At 69.9% G+C, this 22599-nt stretch carries 21 protein-coding genes and 1 tRNA gene; 9 read left to right on the top strand and 13 right to left on the bottom strand.

What is annotated here, in order from left to right; genetic code table 11:
* The first annotated feature begins 106 nt into the window (after nt 1-106).
* Nucleotides 107-649: a phosphoribosyltransferase family protein gene (locus tag AMIS_RS00325; RefSeq protein ID WP_014440182.1), complete on the top strand. Its 543-nt coding sequence runs from the start codon at nt 107-109 to the stop codon at nt 647-649.
* On the opposite strand, the gene AMIS_RS00320 is transcribed toward AMIS_RS00325, so the two are convergent.
* Complete coding sequence (locus tag AMIS_RS00320; protein ID WP_157435218.1) at nt 646-927, bottom strand: YciI family protein; 282 nt, start codon at nt 925-927, stop codon at nt 646-648. The two genes, AMIS_RS00325 and AMIS_RS00320, sit on opposite strands and share 4 nt — an antisense overlap.
* A 116-nt stretch (nt 928-1043) precedes the next feature.
* On the opposite strand from AMIS_RS00320, the gene AMIS_RS00315 reads away from it, so the two are divergent.
* Nucleotides 1044-1526 carry a YcxB family protein gene (locus AMIS_RS00315; RefSeq protein ID WP_014440180.1) on the top strand — a complete coding sequence of 161 codons (483 nt, stop codon included), beginning with the start codon at nt 1044-1046 and terminating at the stop codon, nt 1524-1526.
* A gap of 17 nt (nt 1527-1543) precedes the next feature.
* Here the strand turns inward: AMIS_RS00315 and dcd are convergent, their stop codons facing one another.
* Nucleotides 1544-2125, bottom strand: coding sequence for a dCTP deaminase (dcd, locus tag AMIS_RS00310; protein WP_014440179.1), 582 nt, complete (start codon nt 2123-2125; stop codon nt 1544-1546).
* A 75-nt stretch (nt 2126-2200) separates the two neighbouring features.
* Between dcd and AMIS_RS00305 the strand changes: the two genes are divergently transcribed.
* On the top strand, nt 2201-2707 hold the full coding sequence (locus AMIS_RS00305) for a pyridoxamine 5'-phosphate oxidase family protein (RefSeq protein WP_014440178.1): 507 nt from the start codon (nt 2201-2203) through the stop codon (nt 2705-2707).
* 54 nt (nt 2708-2761) lie between these two features.
* A tRNA-Gly gene (locus tag AMIS_RS00300) sits at nt 2762-2832 on the top strand.
* 516 nt (nt 2833-3348) lie between these two features.
* Here the strand turns inward: AMIS_RS00300 and AMIS_RS00295 are convergent.
* The 3 genes from AMIS_RS00295 to AMIS_RS00285 form a co-directional block, all read right to left on the bottom strand.
* Nucleotides 3349-4206 carry a LamG domain-containing protein gene (locus AMIS_RS00295; RefSeq protein WP_157434696.1) on the bottom strand — a complete coding sequence of 286 codons (858 nt, stop codon included), beginning with the start codon at nt 4204-4206 and terminating at the stop codon, nt 3349-3351.
* 123 nt (nt 4207-4329) lie between these two features.
* Complete coding sequence (locus AMIS_RS00290) at nt 4330-5388, bottom strand: hemolysin family protein (RefSeq protein ID WP_014440176.1); 1059 nt, start codon at nt 5386-5388, stop codon at nt 4330-4332.
* On the bottom strand, nt 5381-6715 hold the full coding sequence (locus tag AMIS_RS00285; protein ID WP_041829476.1) for a hemolysin family protein: 1335 nt from the start codon (nt 6713-6715) through the stop codon (nt 5381-5383). The genes AMIS_RS00290 and AMIS_RS00285 overlap by 8 nt, the downstream gene beginning before the upstream one ends.
* A gap of 86 nt (nt 6716-6801) precedes the next feature.
* On the opposite strand from AMIS_RS00285, the gene AMIS_RS00280 reads away from it, so the two are divergent.
* Nucleotides 6802-7494, top strand: a complete 693-nt coding sequence (locus AMIS_RS00280) for a GOLPH3/VPS74 family protein (RefSeq protein ID WP_014440174.1) — start codon at nt 6802-6804, stop codon at nt 7492-7494.
* Nucleotides 7495-7538: 44 nt separating this feature from the next.
* Here AMIS_RS00280 and AMIS_RS00275 read toward each other — a convergent pair whose 3' ends face one another.
* Nucleotides 7539-9686, bottom strand: coding sequence for a (Fe-S)-binding protein (locus tag AMIS_RS00275; RefSeq protein WP_014440173.1), 2148 nt, complete (start codon nt 9684-9686; stop codon nt 7539-7541).
* Nucleotides 9687-9844: 158 nt separating this feature from the next.
* The gene (locus tag AMIS_RS00270) at nt 9845-10108 is read right to left on the bottom strand and encodes a cell division protein CrgA (protein ID WP_014440172.1); all 264 of its coding nucleotides are present in this window, start codon (nt 10106-10108) and stop codon (nt 9845-9847) included.
* A gap of 175 nt (nt 10109-10283) precedes the next feature.
* Here AMIS_RS00270 and AMIS_RS00265 point away from each other — a divergent pair, with 175 nt between their 5' ends.
* From AMIS_RS00265 to AMIS_RS00250, 4 genes are all read left to right on the top strand, one after another.
* Complete coding sequence (locus AMIS_RS00265; protein ID WP_231859194.1) at nt 10284-11114, top strand: DUF881 domain-containing protein; 831 nt, start codon at nt 10284-10286, stop codon at nt 11112-11114.
* Nucleotides 11115-12199: 1085 nt separating this feature from the next.
* Nucleotides 12200-13492 (top strand): class E sortase, encoded by a 1293-nt coding sequence (locus AMIS_RS44530; protein WP_269447702.1) that lies wholly within the window; start codon nt 12200-12202, stop codon nt 13490-13492.
* A gap of 3 nt (nt 13493-13495) precedes the next feature.
* Nucleotides 13496-13768, top strand: a complete 273-nt coding sequence (locus tag AMIS_RS00255; RefSeq protein WP_014440169.1) for a hypothetical protein — start codon at nt 13496-13498, stop codon at nt 13766-13768.
* A 4-nt stretch (nt 13769-13772) separates the two neighbouring features.
* Nucleotides 13773-14423, top strand: coding sequence for an aminodeoxychorismate/anthranilate synthase component II (locus tag AMIS_RS00250; RefSeq protein ID WP_014440168.1), 651 nt, complete (start codon nt 13773-13775; stop codon nt 14421-14423).
* Between the two features lie 92 nt (nt 14424-14515).
* Here the strand turns inward: AMIS_RS00250 and pknB are convergent, their stop codons facing one another.
* From pknB to AMIS_RS00220, 6 genes are read right to left on the bottom strand one after another with little or no spacing between them, the layout of a single operon-like run.
* Nucleotides 14516-16318: a Stk1 family PASTA domain-containing Ser/Thr kinase gene (pknB, locus tag AMIS_RS00245; protein ID WP_014440167.1), complete on the bottom strand. Its 1803-nt coding sequence runs from the start codon at nt 16316-16318 to the stop codon at nt 14516-14518.
* On the bottom strand, nt 16315-17676 hold the full coding sequence (locus tag AMIS_RS00240) for a serine/threonine-protein kinase (protein ID WP_014440166.1): 1362 nt from the start codon (nt 17674-17676) through the stop codon (nt 16315-16317). Before AMIS_RS00240 ends, pknB begins: the two co-directional genes overlap by 4 nt.
* A gap of 1 nt (nt 17677) precedes the next feature.
* The gene (locus AMIS_RS00235) at nt 17678-19177 is read right to left on the bottom strand and encodes a peptidoglycan D,D-transpeptidase FtsI family protein (RefSeq protein ID WP_014440165.1); all 1500 of its coding nucleotides are present in this window, start codon (nt 19175-19177) and stop codon (nt 17678-17680) included.
* Entirely contained in the window at nt 19174-20679 is a 1506-nt protein-coding gene (locus tag AMIS_RS00230) for an FtsW/RodA/SpoVE family cell cycle protein (protein ID WP_041829475.1), read from the bottom strand. Before AMIS_RS00230 ends, AMIS_RS00235 begins: the two co-directional genes overlap by 4 nt.
* A gap of 30 nt (nt 20680-20709) precedes the next feature.
* Nucleotides 20710-22119, bottom strand: coding sequence for a PP2C family protein-serine/threonine phosphatase (locus AMIS_RS00225; protein WP_014440163.1), 1410 nt, complete (start codon nt 22117-22119; stop codon nt 20710-20712).
* A complete protein-coding gene (locus AMIS_RS00220; protein WP_014440162.1) occupies nt 22116-22598 on the bottom strand; it encodes an FHA domain-containing protein FhaB/FipA in 483 nt (160 codons plus the stop codon). The genes AMIS_RS00225 and AMIS_RS00220 overlap by 4 nt, the downstream gene beginning before the upstream one ends.
* Nucleotide 22599 lies beyond the last annotated feature (1 nt).

The raw sequence follows: 22599 nt of genomic DNA, 5'->3' as shown, positions 1-22599 counted from the left end.
CAGGCATCATCTTGACCCCTAGGCTGAGGTGGTTCTGCCCACCCGGCAGTGCCGGCGTCATTCGGTCGGTCCAAGCAGAACCGGTCCACGGTGACAGGATGTCGACGTGACCACCGATCTCCGTGATCTTCTGCGTTCCGAGTTCCGCTGGACCAATCCCGGCCCGAACAGCGAATACCTCGTCAGTGACCGCTCCGGCTGGTGGCGCGAGCCGAGGATTCTGGACGGTCTGGGCCCCGCCCTGGCTGATCTTTTCCGGTCAGAGCGTCCGACCGTTGTGGTCTCACCGGAGGTCACCGGATTCCTTCTGGGTCCACTGGTGGCACGGTCGCTCGGCGTCGGGTTCGTGGAGGCGTACCGGGCCGGGGCGCGCCGGCCGATCGCCGAGCCGATGATCTGGGCCGAGGTGCCGGCCGATCATCGAGGCGACGTGCAGCACCTGGGCATCCGGGACCGGTTGCTCGCCCCGGACGATCGCGTGCTCATCGTCGACGACTGGGCTTCGACCGGGGCGCAGGCCCGTGGCCTGCGCACCCTGGCCGGCAGCCGGTACGTCGGCACCGCGGTGATCTACGACGAGTGCCCGCCGGCGGTCACCGCGGAGCTGACCATCCGGAGCCTGCTGTCCGGGTCGGATCTCGACCCTTAGGGCCGGTTCCGCTGGTATCCGGCGAGCGCGCCACGGGTCGGGTGCCAGCCGGTGGCCGTGTACTCGGCGAGGCCGCGCTGCACGTACGGGTCCTGGGCGATCAGCTCGTGCGCCTCGGCCTCGGTGTCCACGTCCAGCAGGATGATGCCGCCCACCGCCGGCTCCTGACGGCCGGCGGTCACCGAGAGACCCCGCTCCTCCAGGCCGGCGAGAAAGGTCAGGTGATCCTCGCGGGCGGCGTCCACCTCGGCGAGCGGCTTCAGGTACTTCGAAATCATCAGATACACGCTGCTCATCGTAGATCCGCGCGGACGGCGTCCATCCCCCGATCGGAGCGACCCCGGCACCGTCCGTATGGTGACGATTTGCCCCGGACAAAAGCTACCTTTGACCTGTGCAGATCCAGTTGACCGCAGCTCCCGACCCGGCCCTGATCGCGGCCGCGGTCCGGCGCGGCCTGCGCCGGCCGGTGCTGCTGGCCCGGTGCGCCGGCTGGGCCGGGCTCCTCAGCGCGGCATTCCTCCTGCTGACCACCGGTGACCTGAACCCGGTGCTGCTGGCGGCCGGCGCCCTGCTCGCCGTCGGCGTCCCGCTGATCCTGCTCAACAGCAACGCCCGCCGGCAGATGCGCACCGGCCACGTGACCACCTACGAGATCAGCGACGGCGGGGTGGCCAGTGCTGACGAGGAGAGCCGTCACTCGTACGCGTGGCCGGCCATCCGATCGGTGGACGAGCTGCCCGGCCAGCTGTTGTTCGGGCTGGTCGACGCCCGGTTCCTGCCGGTTCCCACGGCCGGGCTGACCACCGCCCAGGTCAACCAGATCCTGAGTCTCGCCTCGGACCGCGGGCTGCACGTGCACCGGCGGGCCGGATAGCCGCTCTCAGCCGGCCCTTACCCGCCGGTCGGCCACGTGCGGAAGTTCAGCGCCGACCGGCTCGCGGTCGGGCCACGCTGCCCCTGGTAACGGGAGCCGTAGACGGACGACCCGTACGGGTGCTCGGCCGGGCTGGACAGCCGGAAGATGCACAGCTGACCGATCTTCATGCCCGGCCAGAGCTTGATCGGCAGATTTGCCACATTGGAAAGCTCCAGCGTGACGTGCCCGGAGAAGCCCGGGTCGATGAACCCGGCCGTCGAGTGGGTCAGCAGCCCGAGCCGGCCCAGGCTGCTCTTGCCCTCCAGCCGAGCGGCCAACTGCTGACCGAGACTGATCACCTCAAGGGTGGACGCCAGCACGAACTCACCCGGATGCAACACGAACGGCTGACCGTCAGCCACCTCGACCTCGGCGGTCAACTCGTCCTGCTGCTCGGCCGGGTCGATGTGCGTGTACAGGTGGTTGTTGAAGACCCGGAAGAACCGGTCCAGCCGCACGTCGATGCTGGACGGCTGCATGAGCGCGGGCTCGAACGGCTCCAGCGAGAGGTCGCCCGATTTGATTTCGAGGACCAGGTCACGGTCGGAGAGCAGCATCGCAACACCATACCGACCTGCCCGTATCGGCGTGTTCAGTGGCTGTGTCGTACATATGTTCGATAGAATGGCGGCATGGCTTCCTGGTCCGATTTCGCCGCCGCCGAGCCGATGCTCGCCGCCGGCATCCGTGCGCTCCTGCAGCAATACGGCCCCGGCATGGGTTACCTCGCGACCGTCCGCCCCGACGGCGGCCCGCGAGTCCACCCGGTCTCACCGGTCTTCACCGACGAGGGGCTCTACTGCTTCATAGTCGACTCACCCAAGCGCCGCGACCTCGAGCGTGACGGGCGATACGCGCTGCACTCCTACCCGCCCGAGGACAACGACGACGAGGCCACCCTCACCGGCCGCGCCGTCCCGGTCAGCGACCCGCTGACGATCACCCACCTGGCCGGCGCCCTGCACGCCTCACCCGACGTCGACTGGCGCCTCTTCGAGTTCACCGTCGAGACCGCCATGCTCCGCCACCACGGCCCGGCCGGCGCGCTCCCACTCGCCGCCACACCGTTCGCCCCCGCCTTCGCCCAGACCTGGCGGGCCCCCCGCAAGTTACGCCGCACCCTGGCCGTCGCGAGCTGACAGCGGGGGCGGTTCCGCCACGGACTTGGATAATCAGGTACAGTGGGGCCGCTTGCGGGTGTAGTTCAATGGCAGAACATCAGCTTCCCAAGCTGACAGTGCGGGTTCGATTCCCGTCACCCGCTCGGTGGCAGGGGGCGTGTGTCCACGGAAAGCGTGGACGGCGCCCCCTCGCTTTTTGCCTGGGGGCCCGAGCCCCCAGACCCCCACGGTGCGGTTCACTTGCGCCTGGGTGGGGGGTTTCTCTTCCTTCTTGGTACGCGTTTCATTCGCCTCCGCGTCCCACGGTCCGGGCTGCGTCCCACGGTTTCGGTCTGCGCCCCGCGGTCCCGAACTGCATCCCGCGCTCCCGGCCCGCGCCCCGCGGTCTCGGACCGCGCCCTCCCGGTCTCGGCCCGCGCCCTGCGGGGACGACCAAGCGTCGCGGCGACGGCTCTGCAGAGGGCGACGGCTCCGCGTGCCGGTGGCGCCGCAGGGAGATGGCGCCGCGGGCAGGTGGCGCCGCGGGCAGGTGGCGCCGCGAGCAGGTGGCGCCGCGAGCAGGTGGCGCCGCGAGCAGGTGGCGCCGCGAGCAGGTGGCGCCGCGAGCAGGTGGCGCCGCGGGGAGGTCCGTGGGGGACCTCCCCGGCGCGGCTGCGGGGTCAGGCGGTGATGCTGACGAAGACGTTGTCGATGGCGCCGGCGAACTGGTCGTTTCCGGGGGCTGCGCCCTTGCCGCCGACTCGGAGGGGCTCGGCGTTGGCGATGGTCAGCAGCGGGGGGATCGCCACCCACGCGCGCAGGATGCCGTCCACGATCATGAGCAGGCGGTTGGGGGTTCGGCGGCATTCCAGGTCGTGCCAGGTGCCGTCGGCCACGTCGAGCAGCGGCTCGGCGCGGTAGATCCGGGCGGACTGGCCGGCGATCACGCAGCTCGGGTGGCCCTGCCGGTGGTCGACCTGCAGCTTGAACTGGCTGACCCCGCCGACCGAGTACCCCTTCTGCAGCACGTTGGCGCCGTCGGCCAGGTCGGCGTGGGTCATCAGCACCGACGCGCCGTACCGCACCGGACGCCGGCCCGGGTTCAGCGTGTCGTCGCGGAACCCTTCCAGGATCGCCCGGGGACAGTCACGCTCCAGCGGAAGCGTGCACCTTTCCGGATAGTCAACGGCAAGACCACGGCCTTGGGGTACGAGTCGGAGCGTGCCCCCGTTCTGCCCGAGCGGCCGCAGCACATGCCGTCCGTTGCGGTCCACGATCGGGCGGCGGACTCCGTCGTCGAAGCCGTACGCCACGGTCAGCGGGCCGGGGGCGACACCGATCCGGCCCGGGTCGGCCGCTGGTCGTGCCGGACCGGGAACCGTCCGGATGGTGGCAAGAGTGCCCCCTGCGAGTGATCTCCGTGCGGTGTTCTTGTCGGCTCGCGCCGGAAGGTGTGTGATCAACAGAAATGTGCAGGCGAGGACGAGCGCCGCTGACAGGGCGCCGACCGGACCGACACGCCGTCTTTCGTCAAGCATGTGGTTATTGTCCGGATTAGCACGCGCGCTCTCCACTGAAACTCCGAGCGCGCGCGATTGCACCCGTAAGCGTTCAGCCGATCTACCGACGACCTCGCCGGTAAACCTCCGGAATTCCCCCGATCAGCGGGTCTTCGCGGCCGTACCCGTCACGCCCGCCGCACTCGCGGCACCGGCCGGCTCACCCACCACCGCGTGCAGCACGTCGTCCAGGGTGATCACGCCGAGCGGCCGCCGGCCGTCGCTCACCAGGACGATGTGCAGCCGGTCGCGCCGCATGGTGAGCAGCAGGTCGGCGAGGCTCCGCTCCGGCGCGACCACCGCCAGCGGGCGGATCACCTCGGCCGGGACGGGCAGCCGGCGCTGCGTCGCCGTGAATCCCAGAACGTCCTTGACGTGCACGAATCCGAGCACCCGCCGGGTGTCGCGCTGAACCACCGGGAAGCGCGAGCGGCCACTGCGGGTCGCCACCGCTTCGAGGGTGGCCGGCGAGACGTCGGCCGCCACCGTCGTCACCCGTGACCACGGCAGCAGCGTGTCGGCGGCGGTGCGGTCGTTGAGGCCGAGCGCGGCGTGGATCCGGGCGTACTGCTCCGATCCGAGCAGGCCCTCGCTGCGGGCCTGGGTGACCATGCCGGCCAGTTCCTCGGCCGTGAAGACCGTCTTCACCGCGTCGGTGGTCTCGATCTTCCAGAGCTTGAGGATCAGCCGGGACGCCCAGCGCATCGCGTTCAGCAGCGGTTTCGTGGCGGTGCAGAACGCCAGCATGAAGGGGCCCAGGACGAGCGCCGAGCGTTCCGGGCCGGCCAGCGTGATGTTCTTCGGCACCATCTCGCCGATGACCGTGTGCAGGAACGTCACGATCACCAGGGCGAAGACGAAGGCCACCGGGTGTACGGCGTTCTCCGGCAGGCCGGTCGCCGCGAACGGTCCCTCCAGCAGGTGCGCGACGGTCGGCTCGGCGAGCGCGCCCAGCACCAGCGTGCAGATCGTGATGCCGAGTTGCGCGCCGGCGATCATCAGCGGGATCTGGCTCATCGCGGAGAGCGCCCAGCGGGCCGCCTTGGACGTCTCGGCGAGCGGCTCCAGGGCGGTGCGCCGGGAGGCGATGAGCGCGAACTCGCCACCCACGAAGAGGCCGTTGCCGATCAGCAGGACCGCGACGAACAGCAGCTCAGTCATCGGACGGCTCCGGTGGGGCGACGACACGCACCTGCTCGATGCGGTGCCTGTCGACCTCCATCACGGTGAACTCCCACCCGTCCTCCTCCAGCGACTCCCCGACCACCGGGATGTGCCCGAGGCGGGCCAGGAGGAAGCCGGCCAGGGTCTCGTACGGCCCCTCGGGCAGGCGGAACCGGGTCTGTTCCAGCACCTCGTCCTCGCGGAGCAGCCCGTCGACCAGGAACGTCTTCTCGCCGCCGGGCGCGGTCAACTCCTGGCTGCCGGTCTCGTCGAGGTCGGTGTCGTACTCGTCGGCGATCTCACCGACCAGCTCCTCGATCAGGTCCTCGACCGTCACGACGCCGTCGGTGCCGCCGTACTCGTCGACCACGATCGCCAGGTCGGCGTCGGCGGCGCGCAGGGCCTCCAGGACCTTGTCCAGGCCGAGGCTCTCCGGGACGTAGACCGGCTCCTTCGCGACCGCCGCGACCTTGATCGCGGCGCGGCGCTCGGGCGGGACCCCGATCGCCTCGTTCACGCCGACCACCCCGATGACCACGTCGAGCGTCTCCTCGTACACCGGAAAGCGGGTGTGCCCGGTCTGCTGAGCCACCGTGATCAGGTCAGCGATGCTGGCCGTGGTCTTCAGGCCGACCACGTCGACGCGCGGGGTCATCGCCTTGGCGGCGCGTTTCTCGCCGAAGCGGATGGTCCGGCGCAGCAGCGTCGCGGTCTCGTCGGGCAGCGCCCCGGCCTGTGCGCTGATCGCGGCGAGCAGACCCAGTTCCTCCGGGGAACGAGCGCTCGCCAGCTCCTCCTGCGGCTCGATGCCGAGGCGGCGGACCAGCCAGTTCGCCGTCCCGTTGAGGGCGGCGATCAGCCATTTGAAGAGCGTGGAGAAACCGTGCAGTGGCCCGGACGTGAGCAGCGCGAGCCGCATCGGGCGGGCCAGCGCCGCGTTCTTCGGGACCAGCTCACCGAAGAGCATCGAGAAGAGGGTGGCCCCGACCAGCGCGCAGATGTGCGTCACGGTGCCGGTCGCCGAGCCCGCCAGCGGCTCCACGATCGGCGTGAAGAGCTCGGAGAGCGCCGGCTCGGCCAGGTAACCGGTGAGCAGCGCGGTCAGCGTGATGCCGAGCTGGGCGCCGGAGAGCTGGAAGGAGAGTCCGTGCAGGGCGTTGCGGACCGTGCGCGCGCGGCGGTCGCCGGCCATGGCACGCTGCTCGATCTCCGCCCGGTCGACAGTGACCAGCCCGAACTCGGCGGCCACGAAGAACGCGTTGCCACCCGTCAGCAGCAGGAAAGCCACCAGCGGGAGCACCGCGCTCAGGAACAGGCCGTCCATGATCGCTTCACCTCGGCCATCATTCTGCCGGATCCGGGCCATCCGGGACCAACCGTGGCCGTGACAAGGCCCACTACCGTTGGGACATGAACCTCCTCGACGAGTTCATGCTTCTCGCACACGATCAACTCGGCCGCCGGATCGCCGATACCTCGCGGCTGAATTACGCCCTGGGCGGCGCGATCCTGACGGAGCTGGCCCTGGCCGAGCGGATCGACGTGGCGGACAAGAAAGTCGTGGTCATCGATCGCTCTCCGGTCGGTGACCCGATCGTCGACGCGTCGCTGATCCGGATCGGCGACGACCCGAAAGGCCGCAAGGCCGGTCACTGGGTGACGGGTCTGTCCAAGGGCGTCCAGCCGCAGGTGCTCGACCGGCTGGTGACCGGCGAGATCCTGCGGGTGGAGCGCAGCAAGGTGCTGGTCGTCTTTCCGCGGGTGCGGTACCCGTGGGCCCACGACGTCGAGCCGCCGGCCCGTGCCTCGGCTCGGGATCGGATCCGGTCGGCGATCCTCGGGACGCGGGCGGAACCCCGTACCCATGCGATGTGTTCTTTGATCGCCGCCGTCGAGATCGAGCGCAAGCTCTTCCCGGACCTGGACCGGAAGCTGCTCAAGACGCGACTCAAGGAGCTCAGCGAGGGCGAGTGGGCGGCCGCCGCGGTACGCAAGGCGATCCAGGCGGTGCAGGCGGCCGTCACCATCGCCGTCGTGGCGGACGCGAGCGGTGGCGACGGTGGCGGGGGTGGAGACGGCGGAGGCGGAGGCGGAGGAACGTGAAACGGCCGCCCTCGCGAGCGGCCGTTTCATGTGAAACCTGAAGATCAGGCGTCCTGCTTGAGCGAGCGCAGCAGGACCGTGGCGACGTCGACGACCTCGACCTCTTCCTGCTTGCCCTTGCCGGTGACCCCGTCGCCGATCATCGTGTAGCAGAACGGGCAGCCCACCGCGATCGTCTTGGCGCCGGTCGCGAGGGCCTCCTCGGTGCGCTCCACGTTGATCCGCTTGCCGATCCGCTCTTCCATCCACATCCGGGCGCCGCCGGCGCCGCAGCAGAAGGACCGCTCGGAGTTGCGCGGCATCTCGATGAGGTTGCCGGTCTCGCCGAGAACCTCGCGGGGGGCGTCGAAGACCCGGTTGTGCCGGCCCAGGTAACACGGGTCGTGGTAGGTGATGTCACCGTCGATCGGCTGGACCGGGGTGAGCTTGCCTTCCTTGACCAGGTGGGCCAGCAGCTGGGTGTGGTGCACGACCTCGACCTTGAGGCCGAGCTGCTCGTACTCGTTGCCGAGCGTGTTGAAGCAGTGCGGGCAGGTCGCGACGATCCGCTTCGTCTTTTGATCCCCGAAAGCCTCGTTCAGCGTCTCGACGTTCTGCTGGGCGAGCATCTGGAAGATGAACTCGTTGCCGATGCGGCGGGCCGGGTCGCCGGTGCAGGTCTCGCCCTCGCCGAGGATGGCGTAGTTGACGCCGGCCTCGTTGAGCAGCGTCGCGACCGCGCGGGTGGTCTTCTTGGCCCGGTCCTCGAACGCGCCGGCGCAGCCGACCCAGAACAGATAGTCGAAGTCCTCGACCTCGCCGACCCGCGGCACCTCGAAGTCCAAACCCTTGGTCCAGTCCTCGCGGGTGTTCTGCGGGGCGCCCCACGGGTTGCCCTTGTTCTCCAGGTTGCGCAGCATGACGCCGGCCTCGCTGGGGAAGCTGGACTCGATCAGCACCTGGTACCGGCGCATGTCGACGATGTGGTCGATGTGCTCGATGTCGACCGGGCACTGCTCGACGCAGGCGCCGCAGGTGGTGCACGACCAGAGCACGTCCGGGTCGATCACGCCCTGGTCCTCGGCGGTGCCGATCAGCGGCCGGTTGCCCTCGGCGAGCGCGAGGACGTCCATGTGCGCGAGCTGCGCTTCGGTCGCCTTCTCCTCACCCATCAGGTCCTTGCCGCCACCGGCCAGAAGATAGGGAGCCTTCGCGTACGCGTGATCGCGCAGACTGAGGACCAGGAGTTTCGGGGAGAGCGGCTTGGCAGTGTTCCACGCCGGGCACTGCGACTGGCAGCGGCCGCACTCGGTGCACGTGGAGAAGTCGAGCAGACCCTTCCAGGTGAACTGTTCGACCTGGTTGACGCCGAACAGGTCCTTCTCCGGGTCGGCCTCCTCGAAGTCGAGGGGCTTGCCCTCGCTCATCATCGGCTTCAGCGCGCCGAGACCGGAACCGGCCGGCTTCTCCGGGCTGCGCTTGAAGTAGATGTTGAAGAAGGCCAGGAACCGGTGCCAGGCCACGCCCATCGTCGGGTTGAGCGAAATGGTGATCAGCCAGGTCATCGAGATGCAGATCTTGATGAGCGCCATCCAGGTGGCGCCGTCCTCCCAGGCCGGGAGGATCGAGCCGACGGCGTGGCTGACGGGAGTGGCCCACAGCGGGTACTCGAAGTGGTCGGTGGCGACCTTGAAACCGCGGATCAGGAAGCCGAAGATCAGCACCCCGACGATGACGGCCTCGACGAAGTACGCCTGCCACATGGTCGAACCGAGGAACCGGCTGCGCTTCTTCGCCCCCGGCTTCTCCCGCTGGCGCACGAAGACCAGGTAGAGGATGGCGATCGTGCCGAGGATCCCGAACCACTCGGTGACCAGACCGAAGATCGTCCAGTGCCCGATGATCGGCAGGCCCATCGCCGGCGCCGCGACCTCGAAGTACGCCTCGAGGACCAGCAGCGACAGGATGATGAACGAGAACATCACGAACCAGTGGGCGGCGCCGATCGCGCTCCACTTGAGCATCCTGGTGTGGCCGACCGTCTCGGTCAGCATCGTCGTGGTCCGCGTCTTCGGATCGGTGAACCGCTCCGGCGCGGGCTGGCCCCGGCGGATCACCGAGGTGATCGTCAGGACGGCCTTGACCGCGAGGTAGACGGCCACCACGGTGATGGCCCCCGCCAGGACGGTGGCGACTATCTGTGGAACGCCCATCTCGTTTGTGCCTCCTTGGTCGGCGGAGCCGTCCGCCTATGTTACCCACGAGTAATAGACGGGCGCACACCAGTCCGTCAAGGTAAAGCGCACCCCACGTCGACCGGGGGTGCGCTCACTTTGGCTGTTTTTCACGTATCCGCAGGAAGCGGACGTGATCAACGCCAGCGGGAAAGGAGGCCCAGCGAGGCGACCATGCAGCCGAAACCGACCGCGAGGTTCCAGTAACGCCAGCTCTCGACCGGCCACTGCTGGGACGACAGGTAGTAGACGACCAGCCAGGCGATGCCGATGACGATCAGGGCAACCGCGGTGAATGGAATCCATGCGGGGCTTGGCTTCTTGGACGCCCCAGCCGCCGCCGGCCGGATGTCCGCCGGCGGGGTGTAGACCTTCTTCTTGCGAACCTGAGACTTCGGCACGGTGCTCTCCTGAAGGGCAACAAGTGGTGAACAACCCACCGCTGAGCGGCTCCGGAGGTCCCGAATGCTGCCCGTGGCGAATACTGTTCGACAGCTAGCGTAGTCAAGGCGGCGCACAGACAGGCACCCGCCGGGCGAGGAAAATACCCGGCGTCGGGTTCTGAGGGGGTCTGGGGTGGTGTTTTCAACGGGTGGCGGCAGCGATGACCGCGCTGTCGGGCCCTCCTGGCGGCTCGTGCTGCGGCGTGCCGCGCGCGGCCTCCGGCCACGGCGCGGCGCGAAAAAATCGATCTGGTCCGCCGGGGTCCCGCTCATCGCGCTGGCTGCGGGTCTGCTCTTCACCACCTCGGCGACAACCGCAGACGGTACGGCACTGCGGGACGACCGGAGGCCGCAACTGACCCAGTTGATCGCCGAGAAACGGGACCGCCTGGCCGTGAGCGAGAAACGGGCCGCCGCTCTGCTCGCCGAGGTCGACGAGGAGACCGCCCGGCTCGCCGAGGTCGACCAGCCGGTGAAGATCGCCAGCGAGAACGCGGACGCGATCCGCCAGCCGGCCGGCTTCACCGCGCTGCGCGGACCGGGCATCACCGTCACCCTCGACGACTCGCCCCGGCGCGGCTCGGACTTCGCCGAGAACGCGCCCGACAACGACGATCTGGTGGTCCACCAGGGTGACGTCCAGGCCGTCGTGAACGCTCTCTGGGCAGGTGGCGCCGAGGCGATGACGATCATGGATGTCCGCGTCATCTCCACGAGCGCGGTACGCTGTGTCGGCAATACGCTGCTCCTTCACGGCCAGGTCTTCTCGCCACCGTTCAAGATCACGGCGATTGGCGAACCCACAGCCATGGATCGTGCGTTGGACTCGGCAGAAGGAGTCAGGCAGTTCCGCGAGGCCGTCGCCGACTTCGGGCTCGGTTACACGGAAAAGGTGGAGAAGAACGTGACAGTGCGGGCGTACGACGGATCGACCGACCTCCGATCGGCGCAGGCTGCCCGGTGATGGTTCCCCCTGACTACCCGGAGACCCCGTCCGGCAAGGGCCGCCACCGCGCCCCTGACAACGAGGGCCAGACGGCCTACATCCCACGCGTGTCCGACGCTTCGGACGACGGCGTGCCCGGCGGCCCGCTGTCGCCCCCGGTCGGCCTCGGCGCCAACGTCGGAGCCCGCTCGGCGCGCCCGGTCCCGCCCGCGGGCCCCACACCTCCCGCTTCGGCTGGTCTCCCGACGCCGGATCTCGCAACTCCGAATCTCGCAACTCCGGATCTTCCGACTCCGGATCTCTCGACTCCCGATCTCCCGACTCCGGACGAGGTGAGTGCCGCTGCGGCGGCCGCGCGGCGGCGGGCAGCCATTCCGGTGCGCCCTGAGCCGGTTTCAGTACCCGGCGAGGGGCCGACGGCCCCGATCCGTCCGCCGGCGGGCCGGCCGTCCGAGCCGCCCGCCATGCCGCGGTCCGTTTCTCCCGCCGCTGCCGCCACTTCTCCTGTCGCGGAGCAGCCCTCCTGGGTTCCGCGGACTGATCCGGCCGCCACGGCTCGGATCAGCACGGGTGAGGCGCCCGTGCAGCCGCTGCTCCCCGAGGGTCGTGGGGAGGCCACCACCGCGTGGGCCCCCATGCCGCAGTCACCCGCGGGCAGCCCTCAGCCGCCCGCCGATGGTCGCCGACCGTCTGCCGGCGGCCCTCAGTCGCCCGCTGGCGCCCCGCAGGCGCCCTTTGCCACTCCGGGGTCTTCCCTCGTCCCCCCGGCGCCCTCCGCTGGCCCGCTGGCCCCGCCCGCTGGCCCGCTGGTGCCGCCCGCAGGCCCGCTGGTCCAGCCCACTGGCCCGCTGGCCCCGCCCGCTGGCCCGCTGGGGCCTCCGGCGGCCGATCCGCAGTCGCCGGCTGCCGCTCCGACCCGGCGCGGCGGTCGGCGGAGGCGTGCAGAATCGGACAGCCCGGTCGAGGGCACCAACAGCTGGAACTCGATTCCGGCACCGCAATCGCCGGTTCCGCCTATCGCTGCGGGTCCCGCTCCGGCATCGGAGCGGCCGACCTCGCCGATCGCGATGACCCACTCTGCCGTGCCGCAGAGCCCTGCCGCCATGCCACTCGGTGCGGTGCCGCCGGGTGCGGTGCCGCCGGGTGCGGTGCCGACCGGCGGTGTGCCGCTGGGCACGATGCCGGCTGGCGCGGCGCCTCAGGGAGCGATCCCGGCCGGCGGTGTGCCGCAGGGCGCGATGCCGGCTGGCGGTGTGCCGCAGGGGTCGGCGGGTCGGCATGGCGGGGCTGCTGACGCCACCGCGATGCTCGGGGCCGTGGGCCGGGAGGAACCGCCCGCCTGGGCCGCCAACGGCGCCGTCGGACCCACCCGTGACCCCAGCCCGACCACCGTCATCCGCACCATCGACGCACCCACCGGCATGCTGCCCACGCTGGCTCCGGGCGCGCCGGTTCCCGGCAAGCTCACCGTTCTGCCGCCGGGTGCGGCGGCGCAGGCCGCTCGTGAGGCAGCCGGCCCCGACGCGACGCTCGGCGCGGCCTCGGTCAGCGCCACCCCCGCCGTCCGGCCCGGTGGCCCGGAGGACGTGCCGCCGACGGCCGAGGACGAGGACGCCGACAAGCCGAAGCGCGGCGAGCGGGTGGTCAAGCTCCGGCCGGAGCAGACCGGCGAGGGCTACAAGAGCGTCTACTCCGAGCTGACCCGGCCCACGGTCGGCTCGCGGATCCGCACCGGTATCCGCACCTCCGGCGAAGTAATGATCACTTTCGGTCTGATCGTGCTGCTCTTCGCGGGCTATCAGGTCTTCGGCAACTCGGCCAAGGTGCAGTCCGAGCAGGACCACCTGGCTCAGGAGCTCGACCAGGCCTGGGCGGACCCGACCGTCGCGCCGACGGCCAGCACCCCGCAGGGCCCGGCCGCGCCGGGTGACAGCCTCGTCGGACGTCTCTACATCCCGAAGTTCGACAAGGAGTGGGTGGTCGTCGACGGCGTCCAGCCGGCCGACATCAAGTACGCGCCGGGCCACTACCCCGAGACCGCGATGCCCGGCGAGGTCGGCAACTTCTCGGTCGCCGGCCACCGGATCAAGAAGATCTTCTGGCGGCTCGACGAGCTGAAGTCCGGTGACGTGATCGGTGTCGAGACCCGCGACAGCTGGTACGTCTACAAGGTCTACGACCTCGAAGTCGTCAAGCCCACCCAGGTCGAGGTCGTCGCCGCCGTGCCCGGCAAGCCGAAGGCGAAGCCGACCAAGGCGCTGCTGACGCTCACCACCTGCAACCCGAAGTTCAACAACTACGAGCGGCTCATCGTGCACGCCGAGCTGGCCAGCAAGACTCCCCGCGACCAGGCCCAGCCGGACGCCGGAATGCCTGCCGAGATGAAGGCAAGCTGACCGATGTACGCCTGGATCTGGCGCAAGCTCCCGGGTGCCGTCTGGAGCAAGCTGACCCTGTCGCTGGCGCTCGTGGCGGCGACGGGCGCCCTGCTCTGGTACGTGGTCTTCCCCTGGGCCACGCCGCTGCTGCCCTTCGACGACGTGCAGGTGGAGTCGGGCACCGGGCAGGACGGTTCGGAGACGGGCATCCCCGGTGACGAGGGCGCCCCGGAGGAACTGCCGTACAGCACCGAGTCCAACGAACCCCACCCCAGCGAACGCCCCAGCAGGTGATGAGTTGCGCATCCTGGTCATCGACAACTACGACTCGTTCGTCTTCAACCTGGTCCAGTACCTCGGTCAGCTCGGGGCGGACTGCGAGGTGCGGCGCAACGACGAGATCTCGGTCGACGAGGTCGGCGAGTTCGGCGCCGCCGGTCTGCTGCTCTCGCCCGGTCCGGGGTCACCCGAGCGCGCCGGGATCATGATGGACGTGATCAAGGCGTACGCCGGAAAGCTCCCGATGTTTGGGGTTTGCCTTGGTCACCAGGCGATCGGGGCGGCGTTCGGCGCCACGGTGACCCGCGCGCCCGAGCTGCTGCACGGCAAGACCTCCGAGGTGCACCACGCCGGGACGGGTGTGCTGGCCGGACTGCCGGATCCGTTCACCGCGACCAGGTACCACTCCCTCGCCGTCCTTCCGGAGACGCTTCCGGCGGAGATCGAGGTGACCGGGCGTACCGAATCGGGTGTGGTGATGGCGATGCGGCACCGCGAGCTTCCGATCGAGGGCGTGCAGTTCCACCCGGAGTCGGTGCTCACCGAGGGCGGCCACACAATGCTGGCGAACTGGCTGGCCTCCTGCGGCCTGGAGGCCGCCCTGGAGAAGGCGCCGGCGCTGGCGGCCGAGGTGGAGACCCGCCGCCGTTCCGCGTTCGCCACCGCCTGACCGGCACGAACAAAAACCGGCACGAACAAAAACCGGCACGAACAGCAGAAAGGCCGGTGCCCCAGGCGGGACACCGGCCTTTTCGTGTCTGCTTACTGCTCGGTGGTGCCGCCGCCTTCACCATCGCCGTCGCCCTCGCCCGGCGGGGTCTCGCTGAGGGAGGGGTCGGGGCTCGGGCTTTCCGTCTTCGGCTCGGCGACGATGGTCAGGGTGATCCTGCTGCCCTTGTCGACCTTCTTGCCGGCGGCCGGGCTCTGCTTCGCGACGTCGCCGGGGGTGCCACCCTCGACCTGGATGCTCTGGCCCTGGGTGCCGTTGAGACCGGCCTGCTCGAGCCGGTCGTTGGCGACCTCCTGCGACACACCCGTCACGTCCGGGACCAGGGTCTGGCTGTTGTCGGAGATCTTCACGGTGATCGTGGTGCCGGGCTCGACCTCTTTGCCGGCGCGCTCCACGGAGAGCACCTGGCCCTTCGGCTCAGGGCTGGCGGTCTCACGGAAGTCCACCCTGAGGCCCTTGGCGACCAGCGCCGCCTCTGCTGCGCTCGACGTGCCACCGACCAGGCCGGTCGGCACTTCGACCTCGTCGGGCGCGTTGCACAGCTGGTAGCTGACGGCCGCGGTGACCTCGATCTGCGTGTTCGGATCCGGGGACTGCTTGACCACCGTTCCGGTGCAGTCCTGCTTCGTCGTCGGGGCCTGCGCGGTCCGGTTGTTGAGGCCCTGCTGGTCCAGCTCCTTGCGGGCTTCCGCCTCGGTGAGGCCCTCCAGGTTGGGCATCGTCACCGTGGCGACCGCCGGTGTGTCCTCGGTGTTGTCTCGGTCGCGGCTCATCGCGAGCGCGACGCCCAGGACGATCACGACGAGCACGCTAAGCCCGGCCAGCACGGCCATCACCCAGGACGACTTGTTCTCCGGCTTGCCCTGCGGCGCGACCCCGGCGGGGATCGGGCGCTGCATCGTGGTGGCTGCCTGCGGCTGCCACTGGCGCGGGCCGGCGGTCATCGCCACGGTCTCGGCCTGGCTCATCACCGGGGTGGCCATGACCGGGCGGCCGGAGACGGCACGCAGCGCGTCGGCGCGCATCTCCTGGGCGGACTGGTAACGGTTCAGCGGGTTCTTCGCGAGCGCCTTCAGCGTGATCGCGTCGATGTCCGGCGGCAGGTCGCGGACGATCGAGCTCGGCGGCTTCGGGTCTTCCCGGACGTGCTGGTACGCCACGCTGACCGGGCTGTCCCCGACGAACGGCGGGTGCCCGACGATCAGCTCGAAGAGGACGCAGCCCGCCGCGTACACATCGGAGCGCGCGTCGACGGACTCGCCGCGCGCCTGCTCGGGTGACAGATATTGCGCTGTGCCGATCACCGCGCTGGTCTGCGTCATCGTCGTGGCGCCGCTGGCCAGGGCGCGGGCGATGCCGAAGTCCATCACCTTGACCTGGCCGTTCTGCGTGATCATCACGTTGCCGGGCTTGATGTCCCGGTGGATGATCCCGTGCCGGTGGCTGAACTCCAGCGCCGCGCAGATATCCGCGATGATCTCGAGTGCCCGCCGCGGCTGAAGGCGCTGCTCCTGGGCGAGGACTTCCTTGAGGGTGCGGCCGCTCACGAACTCCATCACGATGAACGGGAGCCGCTCGCCGGTGGCGGAGGTCTCCTCGCCCGTGTCGTAGACGGCGACGATCGCTGGGTGGTTCAGAGCCGCCGAGTTCTGTGCCTCACGCCGGAACCGCTCCTGGAACGTGGCATCCCGGGCCAGGTCGGTGCGCAGCATCTTGATCGCCACGTCACGGCCGAGGCGCAGGTCGCGCCCGCGGTGCACCTCTGCCATGCCGCCGTAGCCGAGCAGCTCGCCGACCTGATACCTGCCACCGAGCAGGCGGGCCTGCGCCGTCATAACGTCTGTTGTCCTTCGTTCAGTCGGATCCGGCCGAGCTGGGCATCGGCCTTCATAAGACGGTACGACGCCACCGACACAGGGTCAGCAACCACGCCCGAGCGGAGGATAGCCGCAGAGCTGCTGTGATAGCCCAGCGTGCTGCCTACGGCGCTGCTGCCGTTGCCATCTCGTAATAGGAAAGAGATGACCCCGGCGCAGAGGAGGACGAGAAGGGCGAGCACCACGGCCAGCACGACCAGGACCTGGCGCCCGAAGGTGTTCTCCGGCTTCGCGGCCGGTGAGGCGGGAGAGGGATAGGCGTTGGCCGGCGGCCCGGACTGCGGCCGGTACGGCGGCGGCATCGGCCCCGCGTGCATCTGGGGTGACGGTGACGTCGGCACCGAGGCCGCGCCCCGAGCGCCGGAGACCGGCCGGGGCACCGAGGCGCGCGCGGCGGCTCCGGACTGCGGCCGGGACGTCGGCGGCCCGGGGTGCCGGGGCTGCGCGTGCGGCGGCGCCGAGTTCGGCGGGGAGGAGATCGGCGGCTGCACCGTGGTGGTCAGCGACGCGGCGGCCTGCCGGGCCACCGAGGCCATCGCGGCGGCGCTCGGCCAGCGACCGGACGGGTCCTTGTCCATGGCGCGGTCCACAATGGCGCGCACCGCGGGCGGGATGTCGCCGGGCAGCGGCCGGGGCCTCTCCCGGACGTGCTTCATGGCGATCTCGATCGGGGTCGCGCCGTCGAACGGCCGATGCCCGGAAAGACACTGGTACGCGACGACCCCGAGCGCGTAGACGTCGGACGCCGGCGTGGCGACGTCGCCGGCGGCCTGCTCCGGCGAGATGTACGACGCCGTGCCGAGCACCGCGCCCGCCACGGTCAGCTGCCCGACGAGGGCCGAGCGCGCGATGCCGAAGTCCGTCAGGACCAGGGTGCCGTTAGGCCGTACCAGAAGGTTGCCGGGTTTGACGTCGCGGTGGACGATGCCGTTCGCGTGCGCTGCCTGCAACGCGTCGGCGGCCTGCGCGACGAGCGCCATGGTCCGGGCCGGCGTCAACCGGCCCACCCGGCTCAGCGTCCGGGAGAGCGCGTCGCCCTCGACGTACTCCATGACGAGGAACGCGAGCTGCTGGTCGCTGCCGTAGTCGTAGACGTCGACGACGCCCGGGTGGTTGATCGTGGCCATGGTCCGCGCCTCACCGCGGAACCGCTCGGCGAAGCCCGGCTCGTCCAGCAGGGCGGGTAGCAGGATCTTGACCGCGACGGTCCGGCCCAGCACCTCGTCGGTGCCACGCCAGACGTCACCCATGCCACCGCCGGCGATCCGCTCATCCAAGCGGTACCGCCCACCGAGCGTGACCCCCGGGCGGATCATCTCAGTCCCCTCCCCGGCCCGCCGCGGCCTTCATGATGAGCCCGGCGATCCGGGCAGCCTCGGCACTCGCGTGTCCGCCGGGCACGTTCTCCAGCATGACGCAGACCGCCGAGACGGCCTTGCCGCTCTCGTCGAAGGCGAAGCCGATGAACCAGCCGTGCGGGTTCGCGCCCTCCGCGTTCTGCGCGGTGCCGGTCTTGCCGCCGACCGTGAAGCCCTCGATCCGGGCCCGCTTTCCGGTTCCGTTCTCGACGACGCTGACCATCATGTCGCGCAGGTCGTCCGCGACGCCCGACGTGATCGGCTCGCGCAGCTTCTCCGCTTCCGCCGTGTAGATCGTCCGGCGGTCCGGGCCGAGCAGTTTCTGCACCAGGTAGGGCCGCATCTGCCGGCCGCCGTTCGCCACCGTGGCTGCCATCAGCGCGCCCTGCAGCGGGGTCATCCGGACGTCGCGCTGGCCGAGCGAGGACTGGGCGAGCGCCGCGGTGTCGGTGGTGCCGTCCGGGTTCGCGATCTCGCCGGTGCGGCTGGCCGCGACCGAGAGGCCGCTCTTGCTGTCCAGGTCGCCGACCTTGATGGTGTCGTCCTCGAAGCCGAACGCCTTCGCGGTGTCCTTCACCTTGTCGGCGCCGAGCGCGACGCCGAGCCGGGCGAAACCGGTGTTGCAGCTCTCGGTCAGCGCCTCCTTGAGGGTGACCTGCGAGCCGGGGCAGACCTCCTCCTCGGAGTTGCGGATCGTGGCGCCGCCCTCGCGGTAGACGCTGCCCGCCTCGATCTCGGTGGAGGTCTTGTAGCCGTTCTGCAGCGCGGCCGCCGAGACGATCACCTTGAACACCGAGCCGGGCGGCAGGGTCGCGCCGACCGCACGGTTGATCAGCGGCTCGTCCTTGTCCTTCACCAGCGCGTTGTACGCCTTGGAAGCCGCCTCCGTGTCGTGGCTGACCAGCGGGTTCGGGTCGTAGCTCGGCATCGACACCATCGCCTGGATCGCGCCGGTGCCGGGGTCGATCGCGACCGCCGCGCCCTTCGTCACGCCACGCTGGTTGTCGGTCATCTGCTTCCAGGCGACCTCTTGCGCCTTCGTGTTCAGCGACAGCACCACGTTGCCGCCACCGGGGTTGTCACCGGTGAACATGCTGCTGAGCCTGTCCGCGAAGAGCTTGTCGCTGGCGCCGGAGAGGAAGTCGTTCTCGCTCGCCTCGATGCCGGTTGCGCCGATGATCACCGGCTTGTAGCCGATCACCGGCGCGTAAATCTTCCCCTCGGGGTACGTGCGCAGGTACTTCAGCTCGTCGTCGGTCGTCTTGTTCTGCGCGAGCGCCTGACCACCGGCCTCGATCACGCCACGCGGCGTCTCGTACTCGGCGACCACGACCCGGCTGTTGAAGTCGTGCGTGCGGTACTCGTCGGCCTTGTAGAACTGAACCCAGTTGAGGTTCGCGAAGAGCAGGCCGAACAGAACCAGGATGACCACGCCGGAGCGGCGCAGGGGTGCGTTCACGGCTTGATCACCTCCGTCATGGCGCCGTGGAGCTGGGTGGGTGCCTTCTTCGGTCCGGGTCGTTCCGGCCCGGCCCCGGTCACCGGCTGGCGGGCCGCGTCCGAGATCCGCAAGAGCATCGCGATCAACAACCAGTTCGCCATCAGTGACGAGCCACCGGCGGAGAGGAACGGCGTGGTCTGACCGGTCAGCGGGATCAGGCCGGTGATGCCACCGAGGATCACGAAGACCTGCAGGCCGAGCGTGAAGGCCAGGCCGCCGGCGACCAGCTTGCCGAACGAGTCGCGCACCGCCAGCGCGGCCCGCAGGCCACGCTCGACGATCAGCAGGTAGAGCACCAGCAGCGCGGCGAGGCCGAAGAGCCCGATCTCCTCACCGAGGCCGGCGAAGATGAAGTCGGTCCGCACCTCGGGCACCTTGCCCGGCGATCCGGCGCCCGGTCCGGCGCCGAAGAGGCCACCGGTGCCGAGGCCGAGCAGGCCCTGCACGAGCTGGTAACTGCTGCCGCTCTCCCGCTCGTAGTTCTCCAGGGCGAACGGGTCCAGCCAGACCTCGGCCCGGTCGTAGAAGTTCGCGAACGGACCGCCGACCGAGGCGCCCAGCAGGTACGCCACGTAGACGCCGCCGAAGAACAGCAGCAGACCGATGATCAGCCAGCTGGCCCGCTCGGTGGCGACGTAGAGGGTGACCACGAAGAGCCCGAAGTACAGCAGCGCGGTGCCGAGGTCCTTCTCGAAGACGAGGACCAGCAGGCTCAGCAGCCAGACCGTGACGACCGGACCGAGGTCGCGGCCGCGCGGGAAGTCGATGCCGAGAAAGCGCCGGCTGGCCAGCGAGAGCACTTCTCGTTTGCGCACCAGGTAGTACGCGAAGAACGAGACGAGGGCGAGTTTGGCGAACTCACCGGGCTGGATCGAGAACGACCCGAAACGGATCCACAGCCGTGCGCCGTTGACCTCGGAGATGCTCGGCGGCAGCACCGCCGGCAACATCACGAGCACGATGCCGACCAGGCCGAGTGTGTACGCGTACCGAGAAACGATCTTGTGGTCCCGGATCAGCAGGAGCAGCACCGCCGCCAGGATGAGCGACGCGAGGGTCCAGGCCAGCTGACGTCCGCCGGTGCCGGCGAAGATCCCCGGCTCCGGCTGTTTCTGCGCGATCGCGCGGGCCAGGTCGAGACGACGGAGGAACGCCACGCCGATGCCGTTGATCAACGCGACGGCCGGCAGCAGCACCGGGTCGGCGAACGGCGCGGTGTAGCGAACCACCACGTGCAGCCCGAGGAAGAGGATGCCGACCAGCGCGGCCGGGATCCAGGCGGTCATCCGGATCTCGCCGAACTGGTTGGCCTCGACGGTCGCGCCGAAGACGGCGACGATCACCATGGCGAACGCCAGGAGCCCGAGCTCGGCGTTGCGGCGTGTCTTCCATCCCGTCGGGATACGCGACATCTCGCCCGTGGAGGCGGGCGGCGGAGCCGGTACGGCGGGCGCGGTCAAAGATGAATCCCCAGACGTGTAGGCCGGACGTCAGTTGACGGTCCGGCAGCCGACCGGGTCGACGGTGGCCGGAGCGCTTACGGACGGTTGGGTGGCGACGGCGGTGGCCGAAGCCGGAGCCGACGGGGTGGCCGAGGGCGGAGCCGTCGGCTTGGCGCTGCCCCCGACCGCGGGGGCAACCGAGCTTGTGGTGGTCGGCGCGGTGCTGGCGACGTTGCAGACCGGCTTCAGGTTCGAGTTGGTGGGCTCGTCGTTGGTCAGCTCGGTCAGCGTGTTCCGCGCCTCGCTCTGACTGTCCGCGTGGATGCCCTGCTGCACCCGCTCCTGTGCGACCGGAGTCAGGTCGTCGAGGCGGACCGCGCTGGTCTCGCTCACGGTGGACAGGTCAAGACCGGCGATCTGACCCGGGACGCCTTGGAAGATGGCCAGCTGGCCCGCCTCGGTCGCGCCGACGTAGTACTGCCCCTGGGTGTATTTCCAGCCGGCCCAGAGACCACCGCCCAGCACGCCGAGCAGCAGCAGCACCATCAGCGTGGTGCGCACCGGGTGGCCGGCCGGCTCGGGCTCGTACCCACTGCTGGCCGGGGTCGGCTCGGGCTGAGCCGGACGCGGCGGTTTGAGCGCCGCGGCACGGGCCGCCGAGGTCGAGCTGTCCGCGACGGTGGTGTTGCCGCGGTCGATCGACGCGGCGCCACCCACGATCGGGGCCTGCTCCATGATGTCGGCGTCGGTCGCGTCCGCGATCACCACGGTGATGTTGTCCGGGCCGCCGCCGCGCAGGGCCAGCTGCACCAGCCGCTCGACACAGGCTTTCGGGTCGGCGAGCTCGCGCATGGTCTGACCGATGGTCTCGGCACTGACCACCCCGGAGAGACCGTCGCTGCAGATCAGGTACCGGTCGCCCTTGAGCACCTGGCGCACCGAGTACTCCGGGTCGATGTCGCGGCCGTCCAGCGCCCGGGTGAGCAGGGAGCGCTGTGGATGGCTGCTCGCCTCCTCGGGACTGACCCGGCCCTCGTCGACCAGCATCTGGACGTACGTATCGTCCTTTGTGATCTGCGCGAACTCGTTGTTGCGCAGCAGGTAGGCCCGGGAGTCGCCGATGTGCACCATGCCGAACTTGCTGCCCGAGAAGAGGACGGCGGTCAGCGTGGTGCCCATGCCCTCGAGCTGAGGGTTGGCGTCCACGGTGTCGCGCAGCTGCTGGTTGGCAGTGCCGACGGCGTGCCGCAGCGCATCAACCATGGCGTCACCGGGGACGTCGTCGTCGAGGGGCGCCATCGCGGCGATGACGATGTTGGACGCCACGTCACCGGCGGCCATGCCGCCCATGCCATCGGCGACAGCAAGAAGCCGCGGCCCGGCGTAGACGGAGTCCTGGTTGAGGTCTCGGATCAGACCGCGGTCGCTCTGAGCGGCATAGCGCAGGGTCAGGGTCATGGCCGTAACTCGAGAGAAGTGCGTCCGATGCGGATCGGTACGCCAAGGGGGACTGGAGTGGGCCCGGAGACCTTACCGCGATCTAGGTAGGTGCCGTTGGTCGAGCCGAGGTCTTCGACGAACCATTGGCCATCGCGGGGGACGAGCCGGGCGTGTCGCGCGGAGGCGAAGTCGTCGGTGATGACGAGCGTCGAGTCCTCAGCGCGCCCGATCGTGATCGGCGCTTCACCGAGTGTGATCCTGGTGCCGGCCAGCTGGCCGGCGGTCACGACGAGTTGCCGTGCCGCCTTACCGCGTTTCACCTTTGCCGGCCGGCCCGGAAGCACCGCGCCACCCACCCCCCGAGGGCTGGCGACGATGCTCTTGGACCGGGCACCGGAGAAGAGGTCCCGCCGGATCACCCCGACCACTGTGAACACAAAGATCCACAAGAGGACGAGGAAGCCGAAACGGGCGACGGTAAGTACGAATTCGGGCAAG

Origin of the sequence: Actinoplanes missouriensis 431, assembly GCF_000284295.1 — a bacterium.
Taxonomy (GTDB): domain Bacteria; phylum Actinomycetota; class Actinomycetes; order Mycobacteriales; family Micromonosporaceae; genus Actinoplanes; species Actinoplanes missouriensis.
The sequence above is the reverse complement of the archived record's forward strand: the minus strand, read 5'-3'. Positions and strand labels throughout refer to the sequence as shown.

Excerpts from the sequence above, each read along its gene's own strand:
- AMIS_RS00320 (WP_157435218.1), bottom strand. The coding sequence starts at position 927 with ATGATTTCGAAGTACCTGAAGCCGCTCGCCGAGGTGGACGCCGCCCGC.
- dcd (WP_014440179.1), bottom strand. The coding sequence starts at position 2,125 with ATGCTGCTCTCCGACCGTGACCTGGTCCTCGAAATCAAATCGGGCGAC.
- AMIS_RS00305 (WP_014440178.1), top strand. The coding sequence starts at position 2,201 with ATGGCTTCCTGGTCCGATTTCGCCGCCGCCGAGCCGATGCTCGCCGCC.
- AMIS_RS00295 (WP_157434696.1), bottom strand. The coding sequence starts at position 4,206 with ATGCTTGACGAAAGACGGCGTGTCGGTCCGGTCGGCGCCCTGTCAGCG.
- AMIS_RS00290 (WP_014440176.1), bottom strand. The coding sequence starts at position 5,388 with ATGACTGAGCTGCTGTTCGTCGCGGTCCTGCTGATCGGCAACGGCCTC.
- AMIS_RS00285 (WP_041829476.1), bottom strand. The coding sequence starts at position 6,715 with ATGGACGGCCTGTTCCTGAGCGCGGTGCTCCCGCTGGTGGCTTTCCTG.
- AMIS_RS00280 (WP_014440174.1), top strand. The coding sequence starts at position 6,802 with ATGAACCTCCTCGACGAGTTCATGCTTCTCGCACACGATCAACTCGGC.
- AMIS_RS00275 (WP_014440173.1), bottom strand. The coding sequence starts at position 9,686 with ATGGGCGTTCCACAGATAGTCGCCACCGTCCTGGCGGGGGCCATCACC.
- AMIS_RS44530 (WP_269447702.1), top strand. The coding sequence starts at position 12,200 with ATGCCACTCGGTGCGGTGCCGCCGGGTGCGGTGCCGCCGGGTGCGGTG.
- AMIS_RS00255 (WP_014440169.1), top strand. The coding sequence starts at position 13,496 with ATGTACGCCTGGATCTGGCGCAAGCTCCCGGGTGCCGTCTGGAGCAAG.
- pknB (WP_014440167.1), bottom strand. The coding sequence starts at position 16,318 with ATGACGGCGCAGGCCCGCCTGCTCGGTGGCAGGTATCAGGTCGGCGAG.
- AMIS_RS00240 (WP_014440166.1), bottom strand. The coding sequence starts at position 17,676 with ATGATCCGCCCGGGGGTCACGCTCGGTGGGCGGTACCGCTTGGATGAG.
- AMIS_RS00225 (WP_014440163.1), bottom strand. The coding sequence starts at position 22,119 with ATGACCCTGACCCTGCGCTATGCCGCTCAGAGCGACCGCGGTCTGATC.